The organism is Streptomyces gottesmaniae (assembly GCF_031845845.1).
Taxonomy (GTDB): Bacteria; Actinomycetota; Actinomycetes; order Streptomycetales; family Streptomycetaceae; genus Streptomyces; species Streptomyces akebiae.
In genome coordinates this window covers 70351-90362 of sequence record NZ_JAVRFJ010000046.1, presented here as the reverse complement: position 1 = coordinate 90362, position 20012 = coordinate 70351, and the positions used below count along the sequence as shown (strand labels likewise).

The following is a 20012-nucleotide window of genomic DNA, read 5'->3' as shown; positions in this document are numbered from 1 at the left end:
CATCCCCGGAGGCCGCGCCCCCGGCCCCCTGTCCCGCCCCGGCCGCTTCCGCGAACAGGAGGCGGCGGAGCTGGGGCGGCGGGGGTGGGTGGGGTAGGGGGAGCCGGGGGTCAAGGGGGCGGGCTCAGGGGACGGGCTGGCCCGGGGCCGCCGACGCACGTCCCGCTTCCGGTGACGCGCGAGCAGCCCGATGGGCGCCGCTGCGGTCGTATAAGTGCAGGTCAGCGGACGGTTGCGTATAAGGAAAACATAAGAGTTGAGCCTCATCGACTCAGCTCTGTTGACCCAACGGTGGGCGTCATGCACACTTGAGTCCGTTCCACTCAAGTCATTGTTGGAGGAATTGAAATGGCACGTGCGGTCGGCATCGACCTGGGCACGACTAACTCCGTCGTCAGCGTTCTTGAAGGCGGCGAGCCCACCGTCATCACCAACGCAGAGGGCGCCAGGACCACGCCGTCCGTCGTCGCCTTCGCCAAGAACGGTGAGGTGCTCGTCGGCGAGGTAGCCAAGCGCCAGGCGGTCACGAACGTGGACCGGACCATCCGGTCCGTCAAGCGTCACATGGGCACGGACTGGAAGATCGAGCTCGACGGGAAGCACTTCAACCCGCAGCAGATGAGCGCCTTCATCCTGCAGAAGCTGAAGCGCGACGCCGAGGCCTACCTGGGCGAGAAGGTCGCGGACGCGGTCATCACCGTCCCGGCGTACTTCAACGACTCCGAGCGTCAGGCGACCAAGGAGGCCGGTGAGATCGCGGGCCTGAACGTCCTGCGCATCGTCAACGAGCCCACCGCCGCCGCCCTCGCCTACGGCCTCGACAAGGACGACCAGACGATCCTGGTCTTCGACCTCGGTGGCGGCACCTTCGACGTGTCGCTCCTGGAGATCGGTGACGGCGTCGTCGAGGTGAAGGCCACCAACGGTGACAACCACCTCGGTGGTGACGACTGGGACCAGCGCGTCGTCGACTACCTGGTGCAGCAGTTCCGCGCCGGCCACGGTGTGGACCTCGCCAAGGACAAGATGGCGCTGCAGCGTCTGCGCGAGGCCGCCGAGAAGGCGAAGATCGAGCTGTCCTCCTCCACGGAGACCTCGATCAACCTGCCCTACATCACCGCCTCCGCCGAGGGTCCGCTGCACCTGGACGAGAAGCTCACCCGCGCCCAGTTCCAGCAGCTGACGGCCGACCTGCTGGAGCGCTGCAAGACGCCGTTCCACAACGTCATCAAGGACGCCGGGATCGCCCTCTCCGAGATCGACCACGTCGTTCTCGTCGGTGGTTCGACGCGTATGCCGGCCGTCGCCGAGCTGGTCAAGGAACTGACCGGTGGCAAGGAGGCCAACAAGGGGGTCAACCCCGACGAGGTCGTCGCCATCGGTGCCTCCCTCCAGGCCGGTGTCCTGAAGGGCGAGGTCAAGGACGTCCTGCTCCTCGACGTCACCCCGCTGTCCCTCGGTATCGAGACCAAGGGCGGCATCATGACCAAGCTCATCGAGCGGAACACGACGATCCCGACCAAGCGGTCCGAGATCTTCACCACCGCCGAGGACAACCAGCCGTCCGTGCAGATCCAGGTCTACCAGGGCGAGCGCGAGATCGCGGCGTACAACAAGAAGCTCGGGATGTTCGAGCTCACCGGTCTGCCGCCGGCGCCCCGTGGCGTCCCGCAGATCGAGGTGTCCTTCGACATCGACGCCAACGGCATCATGCACGTGACCGCGAAGGACCTGGGCACGGGCAAGGAGCAGAAGATGACCGTCACCGGCGGCTCCTCGCTGCCGAAGGACGAGGTCGACCGGATGCGTCAGGAGGCCGAGCAGTACGCGGAGGAGGACCACCGCCGCCGCGAGGCCGCCGAGACCCGCAACCAGGGCGAGCAGCTCGTCTACCAGACCGAGAAGTTCCTCAAGGACAACGAGGACAAGGTCCCCGGTGACATCAAGACCGAGGTCGAGGCGTCCGTCGCCGAGCTGAAGGAAGTGCTCAAGGGCGAGGACACCGCCGAGATCCGCACGGCCACCGAGAAGGTCGCGGCCGTCTCGCAGAAGCTCGGCCAGGCCCTCTACGCCGACGCCCAGGCCGCGCAGGCCGCGGGCGGCGAGGCCGGCGCCGGCGCCGGTGACGCCAAGGCCGACGATGACGTCGTCGACGCCGAGATCGTCGACGAGGACCGTAAGGACGGTGCCGCGTGACGGAGGAGACCCCGGGCTTCGACGAGCAGCAGCCGCAGTCGGCTCAGCCGCAGCAGCCTGATGTCCCCTCCGGCTCCGAGGACGCCGAGTCGAAGGCCGCCCCCCAGGAGGGGGCGGCCCCGGCCGGGGACGCGGCAGCGACGGCCCAGGTGGCCGGTCTGACGGCGCAGCTGGACCAGGTGCGTACGGCGCTCGGTGAGCGCACGGCGGACCTCCAGCGCCTCCAGGCCGAGTACCAGAACTACCGTCGCCGGGTCGAGCGCGACCGGATCACGGTCAAGGAGATCGCCATCGCGAACCTCCTGACCGAACTCCTGCCCGTGCTCGACGACATCGGCCGGGCGCGCGAGCACGGCGAACTCGTCGGCGGCTTCAAGTCCGTCGCCGAGTCCCTCGAGACCGTCGCCGCGAAGATGGGCCTGCAGCAGTTCGGCAAGGAGGGCGAGCCCTTCGACCCGACGATCCACGAGGCCCTGATGCACAGCTACGCGCCCGACGTCACCGAGACGACGTGCGTGGCGATTCTCCAGCCGGGGTATCGCATCGGCGAGCGCACCATCCGCCCCGCGCGGGTGGCCGTGGCCGAGCCCCAGCCGGGGGCGCAGCCCGCCAAGGCCGAGGGCTCCGAGGAGCAGGCGGCGGCGGCCGACGACAAGGAGAGCGGTGGCCCGGACGAGGGCTGACGCCGACGGCGTCGTACACGGCGAGGTGCGCGGCGGCGTGCACGGTGAGCGGAAGGAGGGACGTCGCGGATGAGTACCAAGGACTTCATCGAGAAGGACTACTACAAGGTCCTCGGCGTCCCCAAGGACGCCACCGAGGCCGAGATCAAGAAGGCGTACCGCAAGCTCGCCCGCGAGTACCACCCGGACGCCAACAAGGGGAACACCAAGGCCGAGGAGCGCTTCAAGGAGATCTCCGAGGCCAACGACATCCTCGGTGACCCCAAGAAGCGCAAGGAGTACGACGAGGCCCGCGCCCTCTTCGGCAACGGCGGCTTCCGCCCCGGCCCCGGCGCCGGCGGCGGCTCGTTCAACTTCGACCTGGGCGACCTCTTCGGCGGCGGCGCTCAGGGCGGTGGCCAGGCGGGCGGCTTCGGCGGGGGCATCGGCGATGTCTTCGGCGGCCTGTTCAACCGGGGCAGCTCCGGCACCACGCGGGTGCAGCCCCGGCGCGGCCAGGACATCGAGTCCGAGGTCACGCTGAGCTTCACCGAGGCCATCGAGGGCGCGACCGTACCGCTCAGGATGTCCTCGCAGTCGCCCTGTAAAGCCTGTTCGGGCACCGGCGACGCCAACGGCACACCCCGGGTGTGCCCGACGTGCGTCGGCACCGGCCAGGTCGCGCGGGGCTCCGGCGGCGGCTTCTCCCTGACGGACCCCTGCCCGGACTGCAAGGGCCGCGGTCTGATCGCCGAGCACCCCTGCGACATCTGCAAGGGCTCCGGCCGCGCCAAGTCCTCCCGCACCATGCAGGTCCGGATCCCGGCGGGCGTCTCCGACGGCCAGCGGATCCGGCTGCGCGGCAAGGGCGCCCCCGGCGAACGGGGCGGCCCGGCGGGCGACCTGTACGTCGTCGTGCACGTCGACCCGCACCCGGTGTTCGGCCGCAAGGACGACAACCTCACGGTGACCGTCCCGGTGACGTACCCCGAGGCGGCGCTCGGCGGAGAGGTCCGGGTCCCGACCCTGGGCGGACCGCCGGTCACCCTGAAACTGCCTCCGGGCACCCCCAACGGCCGTACGATGCGGGCCCGGGGCAAGGGCGCCTTCCGCAAGGACGGCACCCGCGGGGACCTGTTGATCACCGTCGAGGTGAGTGTCCCGAAGGACCTGTCGGGGAAGGCTCGTGACGCGCTGGAGGCGTATCGCGAGGCGACCGCGGGTGAGGACCCGCGAGCGGAGCTGTTCCAGGCCGCGAAGGGAGCATGAATGTGATGGACGGCCGCCGTAGGAACCCTTATGAGCTGACGGAAGAGACACCGGTGTACGTCATCTCGGTGGCCGCCCAGCTCTCCGGTCTGCACCCGCAGACCCTGCGCCAGTACGACCGTCTCGGCCTGGTCTCCCCGGACCGCACCGCCGGGCGCGGACGTCGCTACTCGGCCCGTGACATCGAACTGCTGCGCACCGTCCAGCAGTTGTCGCAGGACGAGGGCATCAACCTGGCCGGCATCAAGCGCATCATCGAACTGGAGAACCAGGTCGCCGCGCTCCAGTCGCGGGTGGCCGAGATGGAGGCGGCCCTCGACGGTGCCGCCGCGGCCATGCGCCAGCGCGAGGCCGCCGTCCACGCGTCGTACCGGCGCGACCTGGTGCCGTACCAGGAAGTGCAGCAGAGTAGCGCGTTGGTGGTGTGGCGGCCGAAGGGGCGCCAGGCAGCCGACTGACGGTTCGTCAAGTGTGGGCAGGGGCCCGGAGGTTCAGGTGAACTTCCGGGCCCCTGCTGTGCCCCGGCCCGATGTCGCACGACGTATGTCTGGGTGGGATCGCTGGGGGCCTCGGGTCCGTGGAGCGTGCGAGGGGACCTCGCGTGCTCAGGGGGCCAGGGCCACCCAGGCGTCGCCGGGGGCCGATTCGGTGCCGTCGGCGTGGAGGGCGGTCACCCAGTAGAAGTGGGTGGCGCCGGCGGCGGCCGTGGTGTCGGTGTACGACGTGCCGGTGACCGGGTCGGCGGTCAGGGGCTCGTAGGCGGCGGTGGCCGGGTTCCACCGGTACACCCGGTAGCCGGTGATGTCCGTCCCGTTGTACGAGCTGGACAGCTCCCAGGTGAGATCGACCGCGGCCGCGCCGTCGGCGGCCCGTGCGTTCACACCGACCAGCCAGTCCGCAGGGGTCTCCACGGTGGGCCGCAGGTCGAGCTCGGTGACGGTCGTGGACACCATCTTGTCGGCCGACGTGTAATTGGAGTTGCCCGAGGTGTCCACCGCGTCCACGAAGTACGTGTGGTGCTCGCCGTCCTGGAGGTTCGCCGAGTCGACGAGCCGGCTGGTGCCCGCCTTGACCGTGCCCACATGCGTGTACCCGGTCCCGTCGTCCACCGTGCTGAGCCGGAACACGTTGTACTCGGCGAGGTCGGCGACCGGGCTGTCGTCCCAGTCCAGGACCGTGCCGTACTCGGTGGCGGTGGCCGTGAACCCGGTGACGAGCGGCGGGGCGGTGCCGTCGCCGTAGCCGTGGGAGATGGTCTGCGAGGGGGCCGACTCCCGGCCGAGCGCGTCGACGGTCGTCACCCAGTACACGTAGAACCCGTCGTCGGGGCTCGGCACGACCGTGGTGTCGGTGCAGGTGTAGCTGTACTTGGTGCCGTAGGCGGTGTCGGCGAGCTTCGGTGCGCAGGGCACCACCTGGGAGTCGACGACGTCGAAGGTCCCGGTCGCCTCGTCGAAGCGGCGCTCCTCGCGGTGGACCCGGAACTCGCTCGGCGCGTACGGCGACACGTCCCAGCGCAGATCGACGCCGCCGCCGTCCTCGGGCCGGTTCTCCGTCTTCCAGAGGTACGGCACCGCGAGCGGCCTGGCGATCGACACCACCGACGAGTACGCGGTATTGCCCGCCGCGTCCGACACCGCGACCTTGTAGTACGAGGTCTCCCCGTACGGGGCGGTGGCATCGGTCGCCGAGTTGCCCCAGGGGCCCTTGACCTCCTCGAACGGCCCGTCGGGCGAGGCTGCCCTCAGCAGCCGGTTCGTCTCGGCCCCCTCGGACATCCACCAGAGGGACACCCCGTCGAGGGAGGACTCACCGCTGACCTTCAGATCCCGGACGGTCGGCGGGATCCGGTCCACCGTGGTGACCAGTTGACCGGCCGTGCCCGCCGACCTGTTGCCCGCCTTGTCGTAGGCGCGGACCTCGTAGTAGTACGCCGCGCCCGACTTCGGCAGCCCGGTGTCGGTGTACGAGGTGGAGGTGGTCGTCGCGAGCGGCGTGCTGCCGAACGAAGCGCCCTTGAGTCGCCGGTAGACCTTGTACCCGGCGAGGTCCATCTCCTTGTTCTTCGCCCAGGTCAGCTTGGCCTGGCCCGTCTCCGAGTCGTACGACACCGAAGCCCCGGCCGGGACAAGGGGCTTGACCGTGTCGACGGTGGCGGAGGTGCGGGGGGTGTACGTGAACTTGACCTTGGCGGAGCCGGTCCAGTTGACGTAGTCGACGCGGAGGGTGTGCTTGCCGGAGGGGATGGTGAGGTTGAGCGTCTTGGAGACGGTCGTCGAGCCGTTCTTCCAGAGGTTGATCTTGCGGGCGTCGGTCGTGCCCGGGTCCAGATGGACGCGGATCCCGTCCAGGCCGGAGACGGAGAGCGTGAACGGGCCGCCGGACCCGAAGTCCCGGGTGACGGTCCAGCGGACGCCGAAGTTGTTGGACGGCAGCCCGGTGGCGGGCGCGCCGGTCCCCCAGTTCTGGTCGATCGCGCTGTCGCAGTCCGTCTTCTTCGGGGTGCCGGAGAAGGTGGTGTTCGCGAAGAACTGTCGCTTGAAGACGGGGGAGGTGCAGGTCACGGCTGCGGACGCGGGGGCGGCGGTCGCGGCGAGCAGTCCACCAGCGGTGGCGAGCACGACGGCGGTCGCGCCGGCCGTACGTCTGACTGGGGTTTTCGGGATCACTTGGGTCCTTGGTCCTTCTGCGCCGGTGCCTGTGTGGGACGCCTGGTGCCTGATCGTCAGCGGTCAGGGACACTACCGCCGACGATCAGACAGCTGAGGTGGGGGATTGGTTGTACGGGGCCCGTGGGGCGTGTGTGCCGGACGAGGTCAAAGGCCCCGGGTGCCCAGGTATCGGCCGCCTGTTCGTAGGGAGCGCGCGTTACGCGTCCGGTGAGCCGACCGGTTCCGTCAGGGTGACGTACGAGAACTCCTCGCCGGTGTCGAAGCGGGAGTTGCGATGGATGTCCACGGCGACGACCGCCCAGCGGACGGTCTCGCCGCGAGAGCCATACAACTCCTGGACATAACTCAGGGGTTCATCGGGGTCCGTCGATCCCTCGTCCACGGAGTTCCACAGCTCGTACTGCCAGGTGCCGTCGACGAGTTGGCCCCGGTAGACGTCATAGTGGTCCACCTCGTCCGCCTCGGGGTTGCTTCGCCATGTCAGCTCGACATCCTGACCGACGATGGCCCCGGTCAGGCCGGTGACGGCCGCCGGGCCGAGGCCGGCCGTGGGAGCCACGGCCGTTGCCGACGCCGAGGCGGCGGACTCGTTCTCGGCGAAGTCGACCGCGGTCACCGTGTAGGTGTACGCAAGGCCGTGTCGAACGCCGGAGTCCATGAACGACGTCTGCGTGGAACGCACCGTGTCCACGAGCCTGTTGCCGCGGTAGATCCGGTAGTGCGACAGATCCTGGGCGATCGGAGTCCTCGGAGCCTGCCAGGTCAACCCGATGCCGGCCGCCGGTTGCGGTGTCGCGGTCAGACCGGTGGGCGCGGAGGGGGCGTGATCACCCCGCGAGACGGGGGTGCCCGCCGACTTCGCCGACTTGTTGCCTGCCTCGTCGACCGCGGTGACCCAGTAGCTGTAGTCGAGGTTCTCCTTCACCGTGGTGTCGAGCCAGGAGGTGGACGTCACCTTCGCCACCTGGACCACGGGGTTGTCGCCGCCGTCGTCGTCCCAGCGCCGGTGGACGAGGTGGTACGCCGCGCCCGGCACGGCGTTCCAGGCCAGCGTGACCCCCGGCTGCCCATCGGTCGCCTTGACATGGGAGGGAACGGGGGGTGGGGTCCGGTCGACCGTCGTGACCGACCGGTCCGCGCTGCCGACCGACTCGTTGCCGGCCTTGTCGTACGCGCGGATCTCGTACACGTACGTCTCACCGGTCTTCGCCAGAGCGGCGTCGGTGTACGCGGCGGAGCCGGCTGCCGTATCGGTCAGCCTCTTCCAGCCGTCACTGGTTGCGGGGCGACGAAGAACCCGGTAGCCGGCTAGGTCCATCTCCTTGTTCTTCGCCCAGGTCAGCTTGGCTTTGCCGGTGGTCTTGTCGTACGTCACGGTCGGGGCGGTCGGGGGGAGCGGGGCGATCTTGTCGACGGTGGCGGAGGTGCGGGGCGTGTACGTGAAGTTGACCTTGGCGGAGCCGGTCCAGTTGACGTAGTCGACACGGAGGGTGTGTGTGCCGGCGGGGATGGTGAGGTTGAGGGTCTTGGAGACGGTCGTGGTGCCGTTCTTCCAGAGGTTGATCTTGCGGGCGTCGGGTGTGTCCGGGTCGAGGTGGACGCGGATGCCGTCGAGGCCGGAGGTGGAGAGGGTGAAGGGGCCGCCGGAGCCGAAGTCGCGGGTGAGGGTCCAGCGGACGCCGAAGTTGTTGGCTGGTAGCCCGGTGGCGGGGGCGCCGGTGCCCCAGTTCTCGCTGATCTTCGCGTCGCAGTCCGTCTTCTTCGGGGTGCCGGAGAAGGTGGTGTTCGCGAAAAGCTGCCGTTTGAAGGCGGGGGAGGCGCACGTCACGGCGGCGGACGCCGTCGTGACGTGCGCGGTGAGCAGGCCGCCGGCGGCGGCGAACACGACGACGGTGGCTGCGGCCGCCGTCGAGTGTCTGACTGAGGTCATGGGGTCCTTCAGAGGGGGTGCCGATCGTCGTCGGCGGGGGACACCGCCGGCGACGATCAGACGGTTGGGGTGGGGGGAGGGTTGTACGGGGTGGAGGGGGCAGGGGGAGGGTGGTTCGCGGAGGGCGGTGGTTCGAGGCGGGGGCTGCGGCGGGAGCCGTTTTCTGCGTCACCAGTTCGAGTGAAGCGAGGGCGTTTTCGCAGGTGAGCCTGTGTGGCCACCTAGCGTGGCGGCGTTGCTTGTGCCCCGTGTACGCCCAGCCCACACTTGAGGAGGAGGTGTCACCTTGACCGCTCTTGCACATGAGAGGCCCGAGACCATGTCCGAGGCAGGGACTGAAGTCGTGAACGGACCCAGCTTGGACGAGGCCTTGTGGCAGGTGTGGAAGGCCATGGACCCACCCGAGGGCTACCGCGCTGAGATCATTGAGGGAACCATCGAGTTGTCGCCCACCGCTCGCCGTTCGCACGGCCTGATCGCCAATCGAGTGCGACGGGCCCTGGACAGGTTCCTGGACGGCGGCGAATACGCCTGCTATCAGGACATGAATGTGATCCACAACCGCAGGGCGTGGATCCCGGGCGCCTTCGTCGCTCCGGAGGACACGGAGCCGTGCCGCGACGAGGACGACATGGGCGTGACCGCCGACTCCGTGCGCCTCGTCGTCGAAGTCGTCTCCCCGGGCAAGCGGAACCAGGACCGGGACCGGGTGAAGAAGCGGCGCGAATACGCCCGCGCCGGTATTCCGGTGTACGTCATCATCGACGACTACGACGGTGAGGGCGCCGTCACGCTTTTCACCGGGCCGCGCCCGGATGCGGCCGACTGGAGCGACATCCGCCGTGTCCCCTACGGCACGGAGGTCGCCATCCCGGAAGGGCCTGCCAAGGGCTTCGTCATCGGAGAGGCGATCACGGGGGCGAAGCGGGGCTGAATTCCGGCCCGCCCCGGTGACGTCCTCGGGCGACCCCGTCAGTCGCCCACGCCGAGCCCTGGGCCGGGGCGCTCGTGGCCGGGTGGCAGTTGCTGGGGCTGCTGGGTGGTGGGGCGCGGCGCGCCGGAGGTGCCGCGTGGACGCATGCCGACTTCCCAGAGGGGGATGTCGGGCGCGGCTCGGTCGGGGGTGGGTGGGGTGGATGCCGGTCGGCCGGGGGTGGGAGCGCTCGGGGTCCGTTCGGCGGTGGGGGGTTGTTGCCGCTGCTGTGCCTCCCTCTGCTGCGGGGTGGCGCTCGCGGGGCCCCCGCCCAGTGTTTCCGTCCCCGTCTCCGCGGCCGTTTTCGTCTCCGCGGCCGATTCCGAAGCCAGGTTCGGGCGGCGCCAGCGTTCCGGGATGGTCGACCTCCGTTGTACGGCGCTCTCGTCGCCCGCCTGCGCTGCTGCCACGGCCCGTGCGCGCAGGGCGCTCTGGCGGGCGACGGGGGCGAAGCCGGGAGCGGCGTTGCCCGTCTCGGAGGGCAGACCTCGAAGGCCCATCTCGTTCAACTGCTGCTGGAGGCCCGACTCCGGGGCGAAGATCTCGCGCGGCAGCTGCCAGGAGGCCGCGCCGTCCACGTCGACCCGGTGTTCCTTGCCGTCGACGGTGAAGGTGAGGCCGTAGCCGATGTACTGGTCGTCCTTGTCGAACTGCAGGTCGCCGGAGATCTCACCGCTCCGGTCCCGGACCTCGTTCGCGAGGACCTGGAGGGCGGGCGGGAGCGGGTTGGTACGGCCGAGGCTGGCGACGTAGCCGCCGGCCCGCACCACCTTCCGCTGTATGTTCTCGCCCTCCCCTTCCTCGTAGGCGATTTGGAAGCGGGTCTCCTCGGCCTCCTCGTCCCAGTACGTCTCGATGGCGCCCAGCCGCGCCGTGATGAAGGTCAGCCGTTTCTCGTCGGGCCCGCCGTACGCCTTCTCCATCGCCGGGAACTGGACCTGGTGCCGCAGGGCCGACGGTGGAGGCGCGCCGATGACCGTGACGTGGGCGTCCGGGTTCTGCGTGAGGATGATCTCGGCGTTGGCGACTCCGGTGCCGCCGGAGCCCGCGACGACCCAGTCCTTCGTCTTCCGCGCGTCGAAGCGGTTCTCGGCGACTTCGTCGCCGAGCAGCGCCCGGCCCGGTGCCTCCTCCCGTGCCGTCTCCCACTTCCCCGTCGCGGCGAGGGCGCCGAAGCAGTTGTCGATGCGGGCCTTGCCGGGGCCGAGGCCGACGGTGAGGGCCTCCATCAGCGGTGAGGACTTCAGGACGTCGAGGACCGTACGGGCGTCCGTGCCGCCCCGTTCGGCGTCGGTCAGCCAGGTCCGCAGGTCGCCCGCGTGGGGCAGGCCCTCGTCCTCCAACTCCCCCAGCCGGTCAGCGATCAGCCGCACGGCCTCGCTGCGGCTCTCCACACCGTCCTCCCCGCGGGGCATGCCGGGGACGACCTCGGGGGTGAGACCGGTGGCGATGCTCGGCGGGCCGTCGCAGGCGACCCACAGTGGGGGCGGGGCTTCCTTGCCGTCCTCGCCCGGTCGTTGGATCTCGGCGAGGAGTTCGCCGTTACGGCCGAGCCGCAGGCGGGCGTGGCCGTTCACGACGTCGCCCCGGGTGGCGAGTTGGTCCTCCCAGATCCGTACGGCGTCGATGGGCAGACGGTGCCCGGGGTGTTCGACCGTGGAGTGCGGGTCGACTCCCATCCACTGGGCGAGGTCCCGGTCCTGATCCGCCGACTGCACGATGCCCTGGCCGGGGTCCAGGTGCCACCGGCCCGCCGCGTCGATCAGCAGCGCGTCCGGGTCCCGTCCGGTCAGGCTCGCGCCGCCACCGATCACCACGCGACGGGTGGGGAACTCCCCCTTCGCCAACTGCCCTTCGATGGCCTCCTCGGTGCGGGTGCTGACCTGGGCGCGGTGCTCGGCCCATTGCACGGAGGCTGCCTTCAACTGGTCGCGGGGGAGGGGGAGGCCGTTCTGGTCGTAGCCGGGCATGGGCATGGTGACTTCGCGGCGGCCGATGAAGGCCTCGACCTGACGCTCGGCGCGGAGGGCGGCGTCTCGGGAGGCTTGGAGGGCGGTGACGTCGGTGGGGTCAAGGTGTTCTATGGGGTGGGCGAGGGTGGCGACGAGGTGCTTGGCCTCGTAGGAGAAGTAGTTCCGTGACACATAGCGCCGTGTCTCGGCCGCTTCCGATTCGGCTTCATACGGCTGTGTCTCGGTCAGTGCGGACACCGGTCGCAAACCGCATTGGTCGATCAGAGCCGAGAGGTCGGCACGTGCCTGGGCCCGCTGTGGCGCCGGAAGTTCCGCGTCGGAGGCACGGGCGGCGAGCCAGTTCAGTTCGGCGATGCGTCCGTGATCGCGGCTCGACAACTCATGCCGGTCGCTGATGTCGGGCTCCTGGCCGAGGAGATTCTCGCGTACAGGTGCCAGGCCTTGGCTTGAGCGGTCGCGTACTGCGATGAGTTCGCCAACCTCGTGAGCGAGGACGCGGGTCAGGAATTCGTTGGGCAGACGGTCGGATATCTGCACGACGTACTGATCCGTCGTCGTATTCGTCATCGTGTTGGCGATCATTCCCGACGTCATGGGAATGGCGTCCAGCCAGAGGTCGGCCGAACCACCCTGAGTGTCCTGCAGGGTGAAGTATTCTCTGCCGTCCTCCGATATCTGTTCTTCGATCGCTTCGAATCGGTCTCCGAGCACGACGGACGTCACCGTGCGCAGTTCACGTTTCACCGTTGCGATCAGCGCCGCCTGCTGGGCTCGCAACCGTGTGTCGGTGACCGTCGTGTCCACGTGATGTTCCTCCCCCGCCTCCGCGCCGATGTATGCGCCGAACAACCCTTAGGATCATGTCATGTTGACAGCGCGCTCCTCTGCCGAAGCACATCTGTACATGGACCTGCATCGCTGTGAGTGCGGGTCGGGCGACTTCGACCGCCAACACCGGTTGGAGCTGCACGGGGACGACTTGGTCGCGGTCTACGAGGGGGCGTGCGGGCAGTGCGGCAGGATGCGGCGCTTCGCTTTCCGGATGTCAGCGGACACTCCGCCGCCCGCGCCAGCGTTCGGTGGTGCGGAGCCGTCTCAGATCATCGACCCCGGTGAATTCGCCGAGGTCGCCTTCCGGATCTCCGAGTCCGCTGGAATCCAGATCCTCAACACGCCGAAGTCGGAGCACCACAAAATGCGCGGTGCGGTGGCCTACACCGTTGCGGCATTCGAGGAGATCCCCAAGTTCATCCCGCCGGGAGAGAATGCCGTACCGGCCAGTGCCTTTGTCTCCGAAGTGGGCAAGGCCCGCTACCGGCGCGAGCCGCGGGACTTCGAGCGCGAGATCCTGGAGATGAACATCGCGAATGCCCGTGCGGTCCTGGCCAACATCGACAAGCACAGCCCCCGGCTCGGCGGCACCGACTCCGGGGAGTGACCCGCCGAACTGTTCGCTAGGCAGGGGACGCGGGCATCTCAGGAGAGGGCGGCAGTGGGTCGGTGACGAACCACCCCCGTTGGGGTACGGCGTACACCCAGCCTTCGTCGGCCAGGAGGCCGAGCCCTCGCCGCACGGTCGTCCGGGCGATCCCGTACCGCTGCACGAGTTGGGCTTCGCTGGGCAGCATCCGCCCGGGTTGCCAGTCACCGCGCTGAATCTGCGCACGGAGGATCTCGGCCAGTTGCCGGTACGGGGTCAGTGGCGCGCCGTGATCGATCTCAGCGTCAGGGTTCATGGAATCGACGCTATGCATGGGGACTGATAGGCGCTCTTTGAGATACGTCTCGTAACGAAGCGATACAAGTCGCTACAAGACGCTACGATGAGTGCAGAGAAACGCCCCGGCCGGAAGGGTGAGAGCTTCCATGCCGGGGCTGAGCCGACTGAAGTGGAGTCGACCTATGCGCAGCCTACTGGCCGCGATCCTGAGCCTTTTCCTGCCCGCTCGCGGTACGCACCGGGCGGTCGCAACGCCGCCCAGCCTCGCCTTCTCCAGCCCGCCCGTGCCCGCACACCGGCCCGCACCCCCGTGTCCGTTCCTGGGCGACGTGATCAGGGTCGATGGGTCGCCCCTCGTCCGGCCCTACGTCGTCGTCTGGGAGCGGGAGCGGGATGAACTCGATCGTCGACGCCTGCAGCGGGCACGGCGTCGGGCGGCCGTTCTGGCGACGATGGGGCAGGACTGCCCGTGGGAGGCCGCCGTATGAGCAGGCCGCGACTGCGCAGCCTCGGCGTGGACCCGGCGACCGGCAGGGAGGCCCTCGCGGACACGCGTCCCGGCGGTCTACTCGAAGCGCTCGCCGATACACACGCACTGAAGGCCGCCGCCGTGCTGGTGACGGTCGTGGGTGCCGTGCTGGAGGTGGGGAAGGCGTCGGACGCCGAGCTTGCCGCCTTCGTGCCGGTGCTGTACGCGGCGCTCGAAGAATGCGTCGGCATCATGGCCGTGGGGAGGGAGTGACGGGGGAAGCTTGCCCGGCCGGGGAGCTGTAGCGGCGGTGGGTGGTCAGGGTCCTCCTGGGCGCCCACCGCTCAACCGCTCGCCGTGCTCGTTCCGCGTTCATTCGTTGCGGCTGATGAAGCGTCGTAGGTCGGCGCGGGGGTCGACCTGGTGTGCTTCCTCTCGGCGGGTGTTGAGGTGTTCCGCTGTGCGGATGCCGGAGAGGAGCATGTCGCGCATCTGGGAGACCGCCTCCTCCTTCGCCCTGGCGATTCGGGCGCGGCCTTCCGCGGAGTCATCGGCCGTCGCGAGCGTCTCGGCCAGTCGGCGTTCCCAGGTCTCGACTGCCTCCCAGGCGTACATCTCCATGTGTCCGGAGCCGGAGTGCTGCAGAGCGACCAGTTGCCACCCCTGGTCCTGTCTGTCCTTTGACAGGGAGGACGCGGCGGAGACCCAGCCGACGGCCAGTTCCGCCGCTCGCTGGGCCAGTTCGGGATCCGTCTGGAATCCGCCGGAGCCCGGGTCCGCAGTGATCAACGTCGAGGTTTTCGCCGACATCTACGGCCGACACTCCGTCAACCTGAAGCTGCACGACCCCGCGCGTATCGTCCTGGACGACAGCGACGCCGAGGTGGAGAAGGTCGTCGACGTCACCCGCAGGGGAACGGCTCCAGGGGCCCGGCGAATCTTCGGCGATCCTGACCCGGCGGACAAGCCGGACATGACCTGGCAGGACGTGGCCACCCAACTGAGAGCGGTCTCGACCTGGGACTGGGACGTGATTTTCGGCGCCCACCAGTGGAACCGGGCATTCGCCTCGCTCGACGAACTGGAGGGCTGGGCGCGGAGACTCGGCTGGACCGTGTCCGGCGTCGACACAACACAGTGCGTCTCCGTCACCACAGGGGAAGGCCTCTCGCTGTGGTTGCCCCCGGTGCTCCGCTACCCCGCTCGTGTGAACTGGCTGGAGGCAAAGCTCTGGAGGATCAGCTCCAGGCCCTCGTCCCGTCACCACAGGAACGTGCTCGACCCCGCCGACACCCTGTGGACGGACTGCATGGCGGCCGCCACCGAGATCCTGGGCGAACCCGGGTACTGCGGTTCCCCCCGCGGATCGGGGTATCCGAAGGAGTGGAAGAGCCGGAGCCAGGGCCTGCCCTTCCCTATCGACACCCGCTGGGTGGCGATATGGCCCTCGGCGGGCGAGCCCGCTCCCGCCATCGGGCTCTTCATGCAGGGCGGATTCCTGGAGCGGAGCTACGAGGGCGAAGCCGCGCAGCTCGACCTGCGCATCTGGCGCCCGGCCACACCCCGCGTCATCTGACCGCTGCGCCGAGATGTCGTACGGATCAGATCTCGGGTGGGCGGCATTCGATGTTGATCGAAGCGTGTCGCAGTTCGCCTGGGTCGAGTGCGGGGCCCAGGTCCACTTCCAGCACGGTGACGCGGTCCTCGGGATGGCGCTCCCGCCAGATCGTCATCCGGTAGGGGCTCATGTCCTCCAGCCGGAGATCGCGAGGCATGAGCCAGTGGTGCTCGTGCCAGGGCTCGGGGAAGTCGGGGTCGTCCCAGGCGCCCGAGAACTCCGGCTCACCGAGGATCGGCCGGAGGGCCGCTTCGAAGGCGCTCCACGCGTCGGCCGCCCGGTCGAGGACGGCGTCGTTCTCGGAGGTGTTGTCGGCGCTCAGCGCCCAAGGTGTCCAGCTGACGAGCTTCACCGGCGCCCAACCACGCTCCGCGACGGGGTAGAGACACATGCCCTGGCCGGTGGAACCGGTGACATCCAGAACCCACTCGGCGGACTGCGGCTTCCAGCCGAACTGGGTGCACCAGTCCTCCAGCGGGCGGCCCGGAGCGGGCGGTCCTGCCCAGACCGTGGGCCAGTGCACACGGTCGAGTGCCCGGAGATCTGCGGCCAGTTGGGCGGGAGTCCGATTACCTCGCGCGGTCGCCACTACCTGTCACCTTTCGCGTAAACCTTCGCGAAGATTCTCGAAGTCTGTGTCAACGGTGATCCTCTGCGCGGTGGCAGTGCAGTTCGATCCGCGTGTTCGCGCGATAAGGCCGTTCCTCGGAGCCCATGTCGAGCAACACGGTGAGTTCGATCAGCGGTGATCCCAGGCCGTCCAGGTGCCACAGCGCCAGGCGTTGCGGCCTTGGTGTGCCGCTTCGGGGATGGTGCTGTGGAACCACGGGGAAGTCGAGGGAGTTCCCCGCGCCCTGCCCCTGGGCGGTTCCCAACTCTGCGGTGATGGCATCCGCGTAGGCCCGCGCACGCTCGAAGGCCAGCTCGCGCAGACGTGGGTTCTCGTCGAGAGCCTCTCCGCGGACCGCCCATATGGTCGAGCTGATGGAGGTGATCGGCTGCCTGCCGGTTCCTCGGCGGAGGAAACGGAAGCGTCCCCCGGGTGCCGTACGCACGTACTGCCGGTTGTTGTGCTGCCAGAGGGGCTCCCAACTGAGGCCGCCGTACCACTGCTTCAGGCCCTCCTCGTCCTCCGGCATCGCGGACCAGCGGCCGGGCCAGCCGCTGATCTTGAGCGCGAGCAATTCGTCGAGCACCTGCCGCGGGGTGCGGCCGGCGATCAGGTGGGCCATGAGGTGTACCTCGTCCTTCGGCGCCTGGTTCCCATCCGACCTACTGACCGGGCCAGTTCGGCGGCGGTCCCTGTGTCCAGCCGCTCGGCGGCTGGGGCGGCTGGACCGGAGGCATCCACTGGGCCTGGGTGGCAGCCGGAGCGTACGGCTGCTGAGGTGCCCCGGTGTACGGCTGTGGGGCCGCCACGGGGGTCTGTACGGGGGCATACGGCTGCTGCGGAGCGACATACGCCTGGTCGGCGGTGATGGCGGGAGCGGGGATGTACTGCGGCGGTGTGTCGAAGCGGGGCAGCGGCTGCGTGCTCACCCGGTCCAGGAGGACGACGTTGGGGTTGCAGTCGCCGGCGTGCACCTGGACGGCGCCGCCGGGCTGCCGTTCCACCACCAGCAGGTTGAACTCGGCGAGCGACTGGAGCTGCGTGGGTTCGAGGGCGTACTCGTAGACGCGCTGCCGCCCGGTCGCCAGGCTCGTGCTGTCGCTGTCACCGGTCGTACGGGTGGTGGACTCGTTCGTGGTGTGGGTGACGCTCGTGGAGGTGCCGGTCGTCTCGCTGTAGCTGCCGCCGGAGTTGGTGGAGTCCGACGTCGAGAGCGGGTTGAACCAGCCCTGGTAGGTCGTGGAACTGCTGCTGCCCCAGTTCCGGCCGTACGTCTCCGAGTGGCTGGTGGTGGTGCCGCGGCTGACGGAGGAGCCGATCGTCTTGGCGACGGAGGTGTTGACGGTCCGGCCCTCGGTGTCCGTCAGCGAGTGCAGGACGAAGGAGTGGTGGCGGCCCAGGAAGTCGGCGGCGACCGTGGCTTCCTGGTGGTTGCCGAGCCGCATGAAGGCGACCGTTCCGCCGCCGATGAGCTCCTCGCCGGCATCCCGCAGATGCGAGTGCACGAACGTGAGTTGGGCGCCCCGGCGTTCACACACCTGGGCCAGTTGTTCGAGGTGACGACGCTGGAGGCCCTGCTCGCCGAGCATCACCACGACGCACGGGGCCTCCTCCTGGAACGAGGAGAGCCGCCGCATCACGCTCTGCAGGGCGAGGTCGGCCAGCAGTTCCGCGCTCGCCGAACCCGCGCCGAAGTCCAGCGCGACGCACGTCAGATAGCCGGGCCCACGCTCCTCACGGGCCGTTCCCAGCTGCTCCAGCGGGTGCACGAAGGACGCCAGCCGGATGAGGCTGTCCCGCATCTGGTCCTTGTTCTTGTCGCTGAACAGATCGTCCGCGATGCGGTTGCGCTCCTCCCTGCTCAGCGCCTTGGCGTCATCGGTCTCACCCACCAGGACGCGCAGCCCGGCACCGAGCCGTGCCAGGGACACGTCCTCGTCCAGCGCGCCGCACAGTTGGGTGAGGATCCGGGTGTAGACGGCACGATCGGCCCGGGCCGACTCGGGGCTGTCCCCGTGGATGGCCTCGACCAGGGCCTGCACCAGTTCGTGCGGCGCGAGCCCGCTCACGATGCCGCTCTCCGCCATACGGCTGGGCAGCAGCTGCACGTCCACGGGCACGCCGCCCGCCTCGGCGAGCACGGACAGCTCACGGCACACCAGGGCCTGGGTCAGGTCCAGCACGATCAGCGGCCGCTGGGGCAGCGTCGAAGCGCCGAAGACCGTGAGGAAGCCCTCGCGACCGCGCTGGCTGCCGCCGAAGACGTCCAGCCGCCGGGTGCCCGCTCCGAAGGGCAGCGCGCCCCAGGCGTCCAGGCCGGCGATCCACTGCGTCTGCTGGGCCTCGTGGAGTGTCCAGCGTTGGTGCCACGACTGCCAGTCCTGCTGGAAACGTTCCTCCAGCGCCTTCGTCTGGGCGGTGCGGGCACGGGTGGCGGCGGTGTACCGCAACGAGGCGTAGAGGGCGCGCACCACCAGGATGCCGACGATGACACCGCCGATGGTGAGCATCACCGTGAAGAGCAGGCTCATCAGGTAGAACACCACGGCGACGACGATGCCGATCCGCAGCGCGGAGCTGATGCGGTCCTTGCGGTCCAGCCTGGCGGCCTGCACACGGTTCTCGTAGCTGCCGTCCAGCTCCGTGCGCTGCGGCTCGGCTTCGACGAACGGCTGACGGAGCGACTCGGGGTCGCGGTAGGTCCAACCGACGCGCTGGCCGGCGTCGAAAAGTCTTTGATACGGGCCGAGCTGCCCGGCCTCGGTGTTCTCGATCGTCATGGGAGGGCTCCAGGCCGGTCAGGCGACGAAGGTCTCGATCGCGCGTATGCGCTTGTGCAGCGGCGGATGTGTGGACATGAGGCGCGCCATCGTTCGCTGCTTGCGGCGGTCGTCGTCGGCTCCCGCCGCGTGCCACGCGGTGAACACGGAGACCAGGAGCGGACCGTAGCCGATCAGGCCCGCGAACCGGTCGGCCCGCAGCTCACCCTGGCGCCCGGACCAGGCGAGCAGGAACGGTACGGCGTAGAGGGCCAACGCGGCCGGAAAGGTGAAGAGCAGGGCGATGGCCAGTACGCCGAGGAACAGCACGAAGAGCCCCGCGAGCACCTCGGAGATCGCCGCGAGGACGCGGATCACGAGTCGCAGAGCGCTCATGACGAGCCGGGCGGGCACGGCGTACCAGTGGCCGAGCAGCCCGGCCCACGCGTGGCCGCCGACATGATGGCCCAGCTCGTGGGCGAGTACGGCGGCCAGTTGCTGGGGCGGGAGGCTGCGCATGGCGCCGCGCGTGACCCCGACGATGTGGCCCGCGGCGGCGGAGGCGTTCAGCTCGTCGGTGTCCTCCATCCACAGGTCGTACTTGGACCCGTCGACGCCGGCCCGTTGGGTGACCTCGTACCAGATCGGCTGGAGCACGGCGAGCTCGCTGCCCAGGGGTTCACGCATCTTGAAGTACAGCCTCGCCAGGCCGCGTTCGGTCGGCCGGTTGAACACCAGGGCACCCGATGCGAGCCACGCGACGACGAACGCCACGTCCACACCGCTCGGCATGGACAGCGAGATCAGGAACATCACCAGCAGGCTGCCCAGGAAGAGGGGGATGTTGAGCAGCAGGGTGGTCACGGAGGAGGAGTCGGCTCCGCGGCGAACCTCGGGGGTGCCCACCGGAGCGTGGGCATCGGGGAACTCGGCACCGGGGGTGGTGGAGACGGGGGCGGGCACAGGTGGTGGTGGCGGTGCGAAGTGCGCGGGCTGGGGCGTCTGCGGAAGCGGTGCCTGCGGAGCCGCGTACAGCGGGTGGTGGGGTGCCTGGGGTGCCTGGGGTGACATCTGCGGGGTGCTGTACGGCTGTTGAGGCGCTTGATGGGGCGCTTGATGGGGCGCTGGATAGGGCTGTTGGGGCTGCGGGTGCGGGTGCGC

General features: G+C 69.3%; 18 protein-coding genes. 9 read left to right on the top strand and 9 right to left on the bottom strand.

Going from position 1 to position 20012, the window contains the following annotated elements; genetic code table 11:
- The first annotated feature begins 348 nt into the window (after nt 1–348).
- The 4 genes from dnaK (at nt 349) to RM704_RS37770 (ending at nt 4585) form a co-directional block, all read left to right on the top strand.
- Nucleotides 349–2196, top strand: coding sequence for a molecular chaperone DnaK (dnaK, locus tag RM704_RS37785; protein ID WP_033524480.1), 1848 nt, complete (start codon nt 349–351; stop codon nt 2194–2196).
- Nucleotides 2193–2879 carry a nucleotide exchange factor GrpE gene (gene grpE, locus RM704_RS37780; protein WP_033524481.1) on the top strand — a complete coding sequence of 229 codons (687 nt, stop codon included), beginning with the start codon at nt 2193–2195 and terminating at the stop codon, nt 2877–2879. Before dnaK ends, grpE begins: the two co-directional genes overlap by 4 nt.
- A 69-nt stretch (nt 2880–2948) precedes the next feature.
- Complete coding sequence (dnaJ, locus tag RM704_RS37775; protein WP_033524482.1) at nt 2949–4127, top strand: molecular chaperone DnaJ; 1179 nt, start codon at nt 2949–2951, stop codon at nt 4125–4127.
- Nucleotides 4128–4132: 5 nt separating this feature from the next.
- Nucleotides 4133–4585 carry a heat shock protein transcriptional repressor HspR gene (locus RM704_RS37770; protein WP_033524754.1) on the top strand — a complete coding sequence of 151 codons (453 nt, stop codon included), beginning with the start codon at nt 4133–4135 and terminating at the stop codon, nt 4583–4585.
- Between the two features lie 147 nt (nt 4586–4732).
- Here RM704_RS37770 and RM704_RS37765 read toward each other — a convergent pair whose 3' ends face one another.
- Nucleotides 4733–6796 (bottom strand): PA14 domain-containing protein, encoded by a 2064-nt coding sequence (locus tag RM704_RS37765; RefSeq protein WP_052145750.1) that lies wholly within the window; start codon nt 6794–6796, stop codon nt 4733–4735.
- 199 nt (nt 6797–6995) lie between these two features.
- Nucleotides 6996–8729, bottom strand: coding sequence for a fibronectin type III domain-containing protein (locus tag RM704_RS37760; protein ID WP_033524483.1), 1734 nt, complete (start codon nt 8727–8729; stop codon nt 6996–6998).
- 343 nt (nt 8730–9072) lie between these two features.
- Here RM704_RS37760 and RM704_RS37755 point away from each other — a divergent pair, with 343 nt between their 5' ends.
- Nucleotides 9073–9663 (top strand): Uma2 family endonuclease, encoded by a 591-nt coding sequence (locus RM704_RS37755; RefSeq protein WP_311592400.1) that lies wholly within the window; start codon nt 9073–9075, stop codon nt 9661–9663.
- Nucleotides 9664–9701: 38 nt separating this feature from the next.
- Here RM704_RS37755 and RM704_RS37750 read toward each other — a convergent pair whose 3' ends face one another.
- Entirely contained in the window at nt 9702–12479 is a 2778-nt protein-coding gene (locus RM704_RS37750) for a hypothetical protein (RefSeq protein ID WP_157856626.1), read from the bottom strand.
- A gap of 61 nt (nt 12480–12540) precedes the next feature.
- Between RM704_RS37750 and RM704_RS37745 the strand changes: the two genes are divergently transcribed.
- Nucleotides 12541–13113, top strand: a complete 573-nt coding sequence (locus tag RM704_RS37745) for a hypothetical protein (RefSeq protein WP_033524486.1) — start codon at nt 12541–12543, stop codon at nt 13111–13113.
- Between the two features lie 16 nt (nt 13114–13129).
- On the opposite strand, the gene RM704_RS37740 is transcribed toward RM704_RS37745, so the two are convergent.
- Nucleotides 13130–13411 carry a GntR family transcriptional regulator gene (locus RM704_RS37740; protein ID WP_033524756.1) on the bottom strand — a complete coding sequence of 94 codons (282 nt, stop codon included), beginning with the start codon at nt 13409–13411 and terminating at the stop codon, nt 13130–13132.
- Nucleotides 13412–13577: 166 nt separating this feature from the next.
- Here RM704_RS37740 and RM704_RS37735 point away from each other — a divergent pair, with 166 nt between their 5' ends.
- A complete protein-coding gene (locus tag RM704_RS37735) occupies nt 13578–13883 on the top strand; it encodes a hypothetical protein (RefSeq protein ID WP_033524487.1) in 306 nt (101 codons plus the stop codon).
- The gene (locus RM704_RS37730; protein WP_033524488.1) at nt 13880–14137 is read left to right on the top strand and encodes a hypothetical protein; all 258 of its coding nucleotides are present in this window, start codon (nt 13880–13882) and stop codon (nt 14135–14137) included. Before RM704_RS37735 ends, RM704_RS37730 begins: the two co-directional genes overlap by 4 nt.
- A 99-nt stretch (nt 14138–14236) precedes the next feature.
- Here the strand turns inward: RM704_RS37730 and RM704_RS37725 are convergent, their stop codons facing one another.
- Nucleotides 14237–14653 carry a hypothetical protein gene (locus RM704_RS37725; RefSeq protein WP_192829530.1) on the bottom strand — a complete coding sequence of 139 codons (417 nt, stop codon included), beginning with the start codon at nt 14651–14653 and terminating at the stop codon, nt 14237–14239.
- On the opposite strand from RM704_RS37725, the gene RM704_RS37720 reads away from it, so the two are divergent.
- Nucleotides 14646–15440 (top strand): hypothetical protein, encoded by a 795-nt coding sequence (locus tag RM704_RS37720; protein WP_311592397.1) that lies wholly within the window; start codon nt 14646–14648, stop codon nt 15438–15440. The genes RM704_RS37725 and RM704_RS37720 overlap by 8 nt on opposite strands.
- A gap of 25 nt (nt 15441–15465) precedes the next feature.
- Here RM704_RS37720 and RM704_RS37715 read toward each other — a convergent pair whose 3' ends face one another.
- From RM704_RS37715 to RM704_RS37700, 4 genes are all read right to left on the bottom strand, one after another.
- The gene (locus RM704_RS37715; RefSeq protein WP_311592395.1) at nt 15466–16005 is read right to left on the bottom strand and encodes a hypothetical protein; all 540 of its coding nucleotides are present in this window, start codon (nt 16003–16005) and stop codon (nt 15466–15468) included.
- A gap of 115 nt (nt 16006–16120) precedes the next feature.
- Nucleotides 16121–16714, bottom strand: coding sequence for a hypothetical protein (locus RM704_RS37710; protein WP_033524491.1), 594 nt, complete (start codon nt 16712–16714; stop codon nt 16121–16123).
- Between the two features lie 40 nt (nt 16715–16754).
- Nucleotides 16755–18872, bottom strand: a complete 2118-nt coding sequence (locus RM704_RS37705) for a hypothetical protein (RefSeq protein ID WP_033524492.1) — start codon at nt 18870–18872, stop codon at nt 16755–16757.
- Nucleotides 18873–18890: 18 nt separating this feature from the next.
- Nucleotides 18891–19922 carry a M48 family metalloprotease gene (locus tag RM704_RS37700; protein WP_311592389.1) on the bottom strand — a complete coding sequence of 344 codons (1032 nt, stop codon included), beginning with the start codon at nt 19920–19922 and terminating at the stop codon, nt 18891–18893.
- Nucleotides 19923–20012 lie beyond the last annotated feature (90 nt).

Bases quoted from the DNA above. Each gene is read 5' to 3' on its own strand.
- dnaK (WP_033524480.1), top strand. From the start codon at position 349: ATGGCACGTGCGGTCGGCATCGACCTGGGCACGACTAACTCCGTCGTC.
- dnaJ (WP_033524482.1), top strand. From the start codon at position 2,949: ATGAGTACCAAGGACTTCATCGAGAAGGACTACTACAAGGTCCTCGGC.
- RM704_RS37770 (WP_033524754.1), top strand. From the start codon at position 4,133: ATGGACGGCCGCCGTAGGAACCCTTATGAGCTGACGGAAGAGACACCG.
- RM704_RS37760 (WP_033524483.1), bottom strand. From the start codon at position 8,729: ATGACCTCAGTCAGACACTCGACGGCGGCCGCAGCCACCGTCGTCGTG.
- RM704_RS37745 (WP_033524486.1), top strand. From the start codon at position 12,541: ATGTTGACAGCGCGCTCCTCTGCCGAAGCACATCTGTACATGGACCTG.
- RM704_RS37740 (WP_033524756.1), bottom strand. From the start codon at position 13,411: ATGAACCCTGACGCTGAGATCGATCACGGCGCGCCACTGACCCCGTAC.
- RM704_RS37735 (WP_033524487.1), top strand. From the start codon at position 13,578: ATGCGCAGCCTACTGGCCGCGATCCTGAGCCTTTTCCTGCCCGCTCGC.
- RM704_RS37730 (WP_033524488.1), top strand. From the start codon at position 13,880: ATGAGCAGGCCGCGACTGCGCAGCCTCGGCGTGGACCCGGCGACCGGC.
- RM704_RS37710 (WP_033524491.1), bottom strand. From the start codon at position 16,714: ATGGCCCACCTGATCGCCGGCCGCACCCCGCGGCAGGTGCTCGACGAA.
- RM704_RS37705 (WP_033524492.1), bottom strand. From the start codon at position 18,872: ATGACGATCGAGAACACCGAGGCCGGGCAGCTCGGCCCGTATCAAAGA.
- RM704_RS37700 (WP_311592389.1), bottom strand. From the start codon at position 19,922: ATGTCACCCCAGGCACCCCAGGCACCCCACCACCCGCTGTACGCGGCT.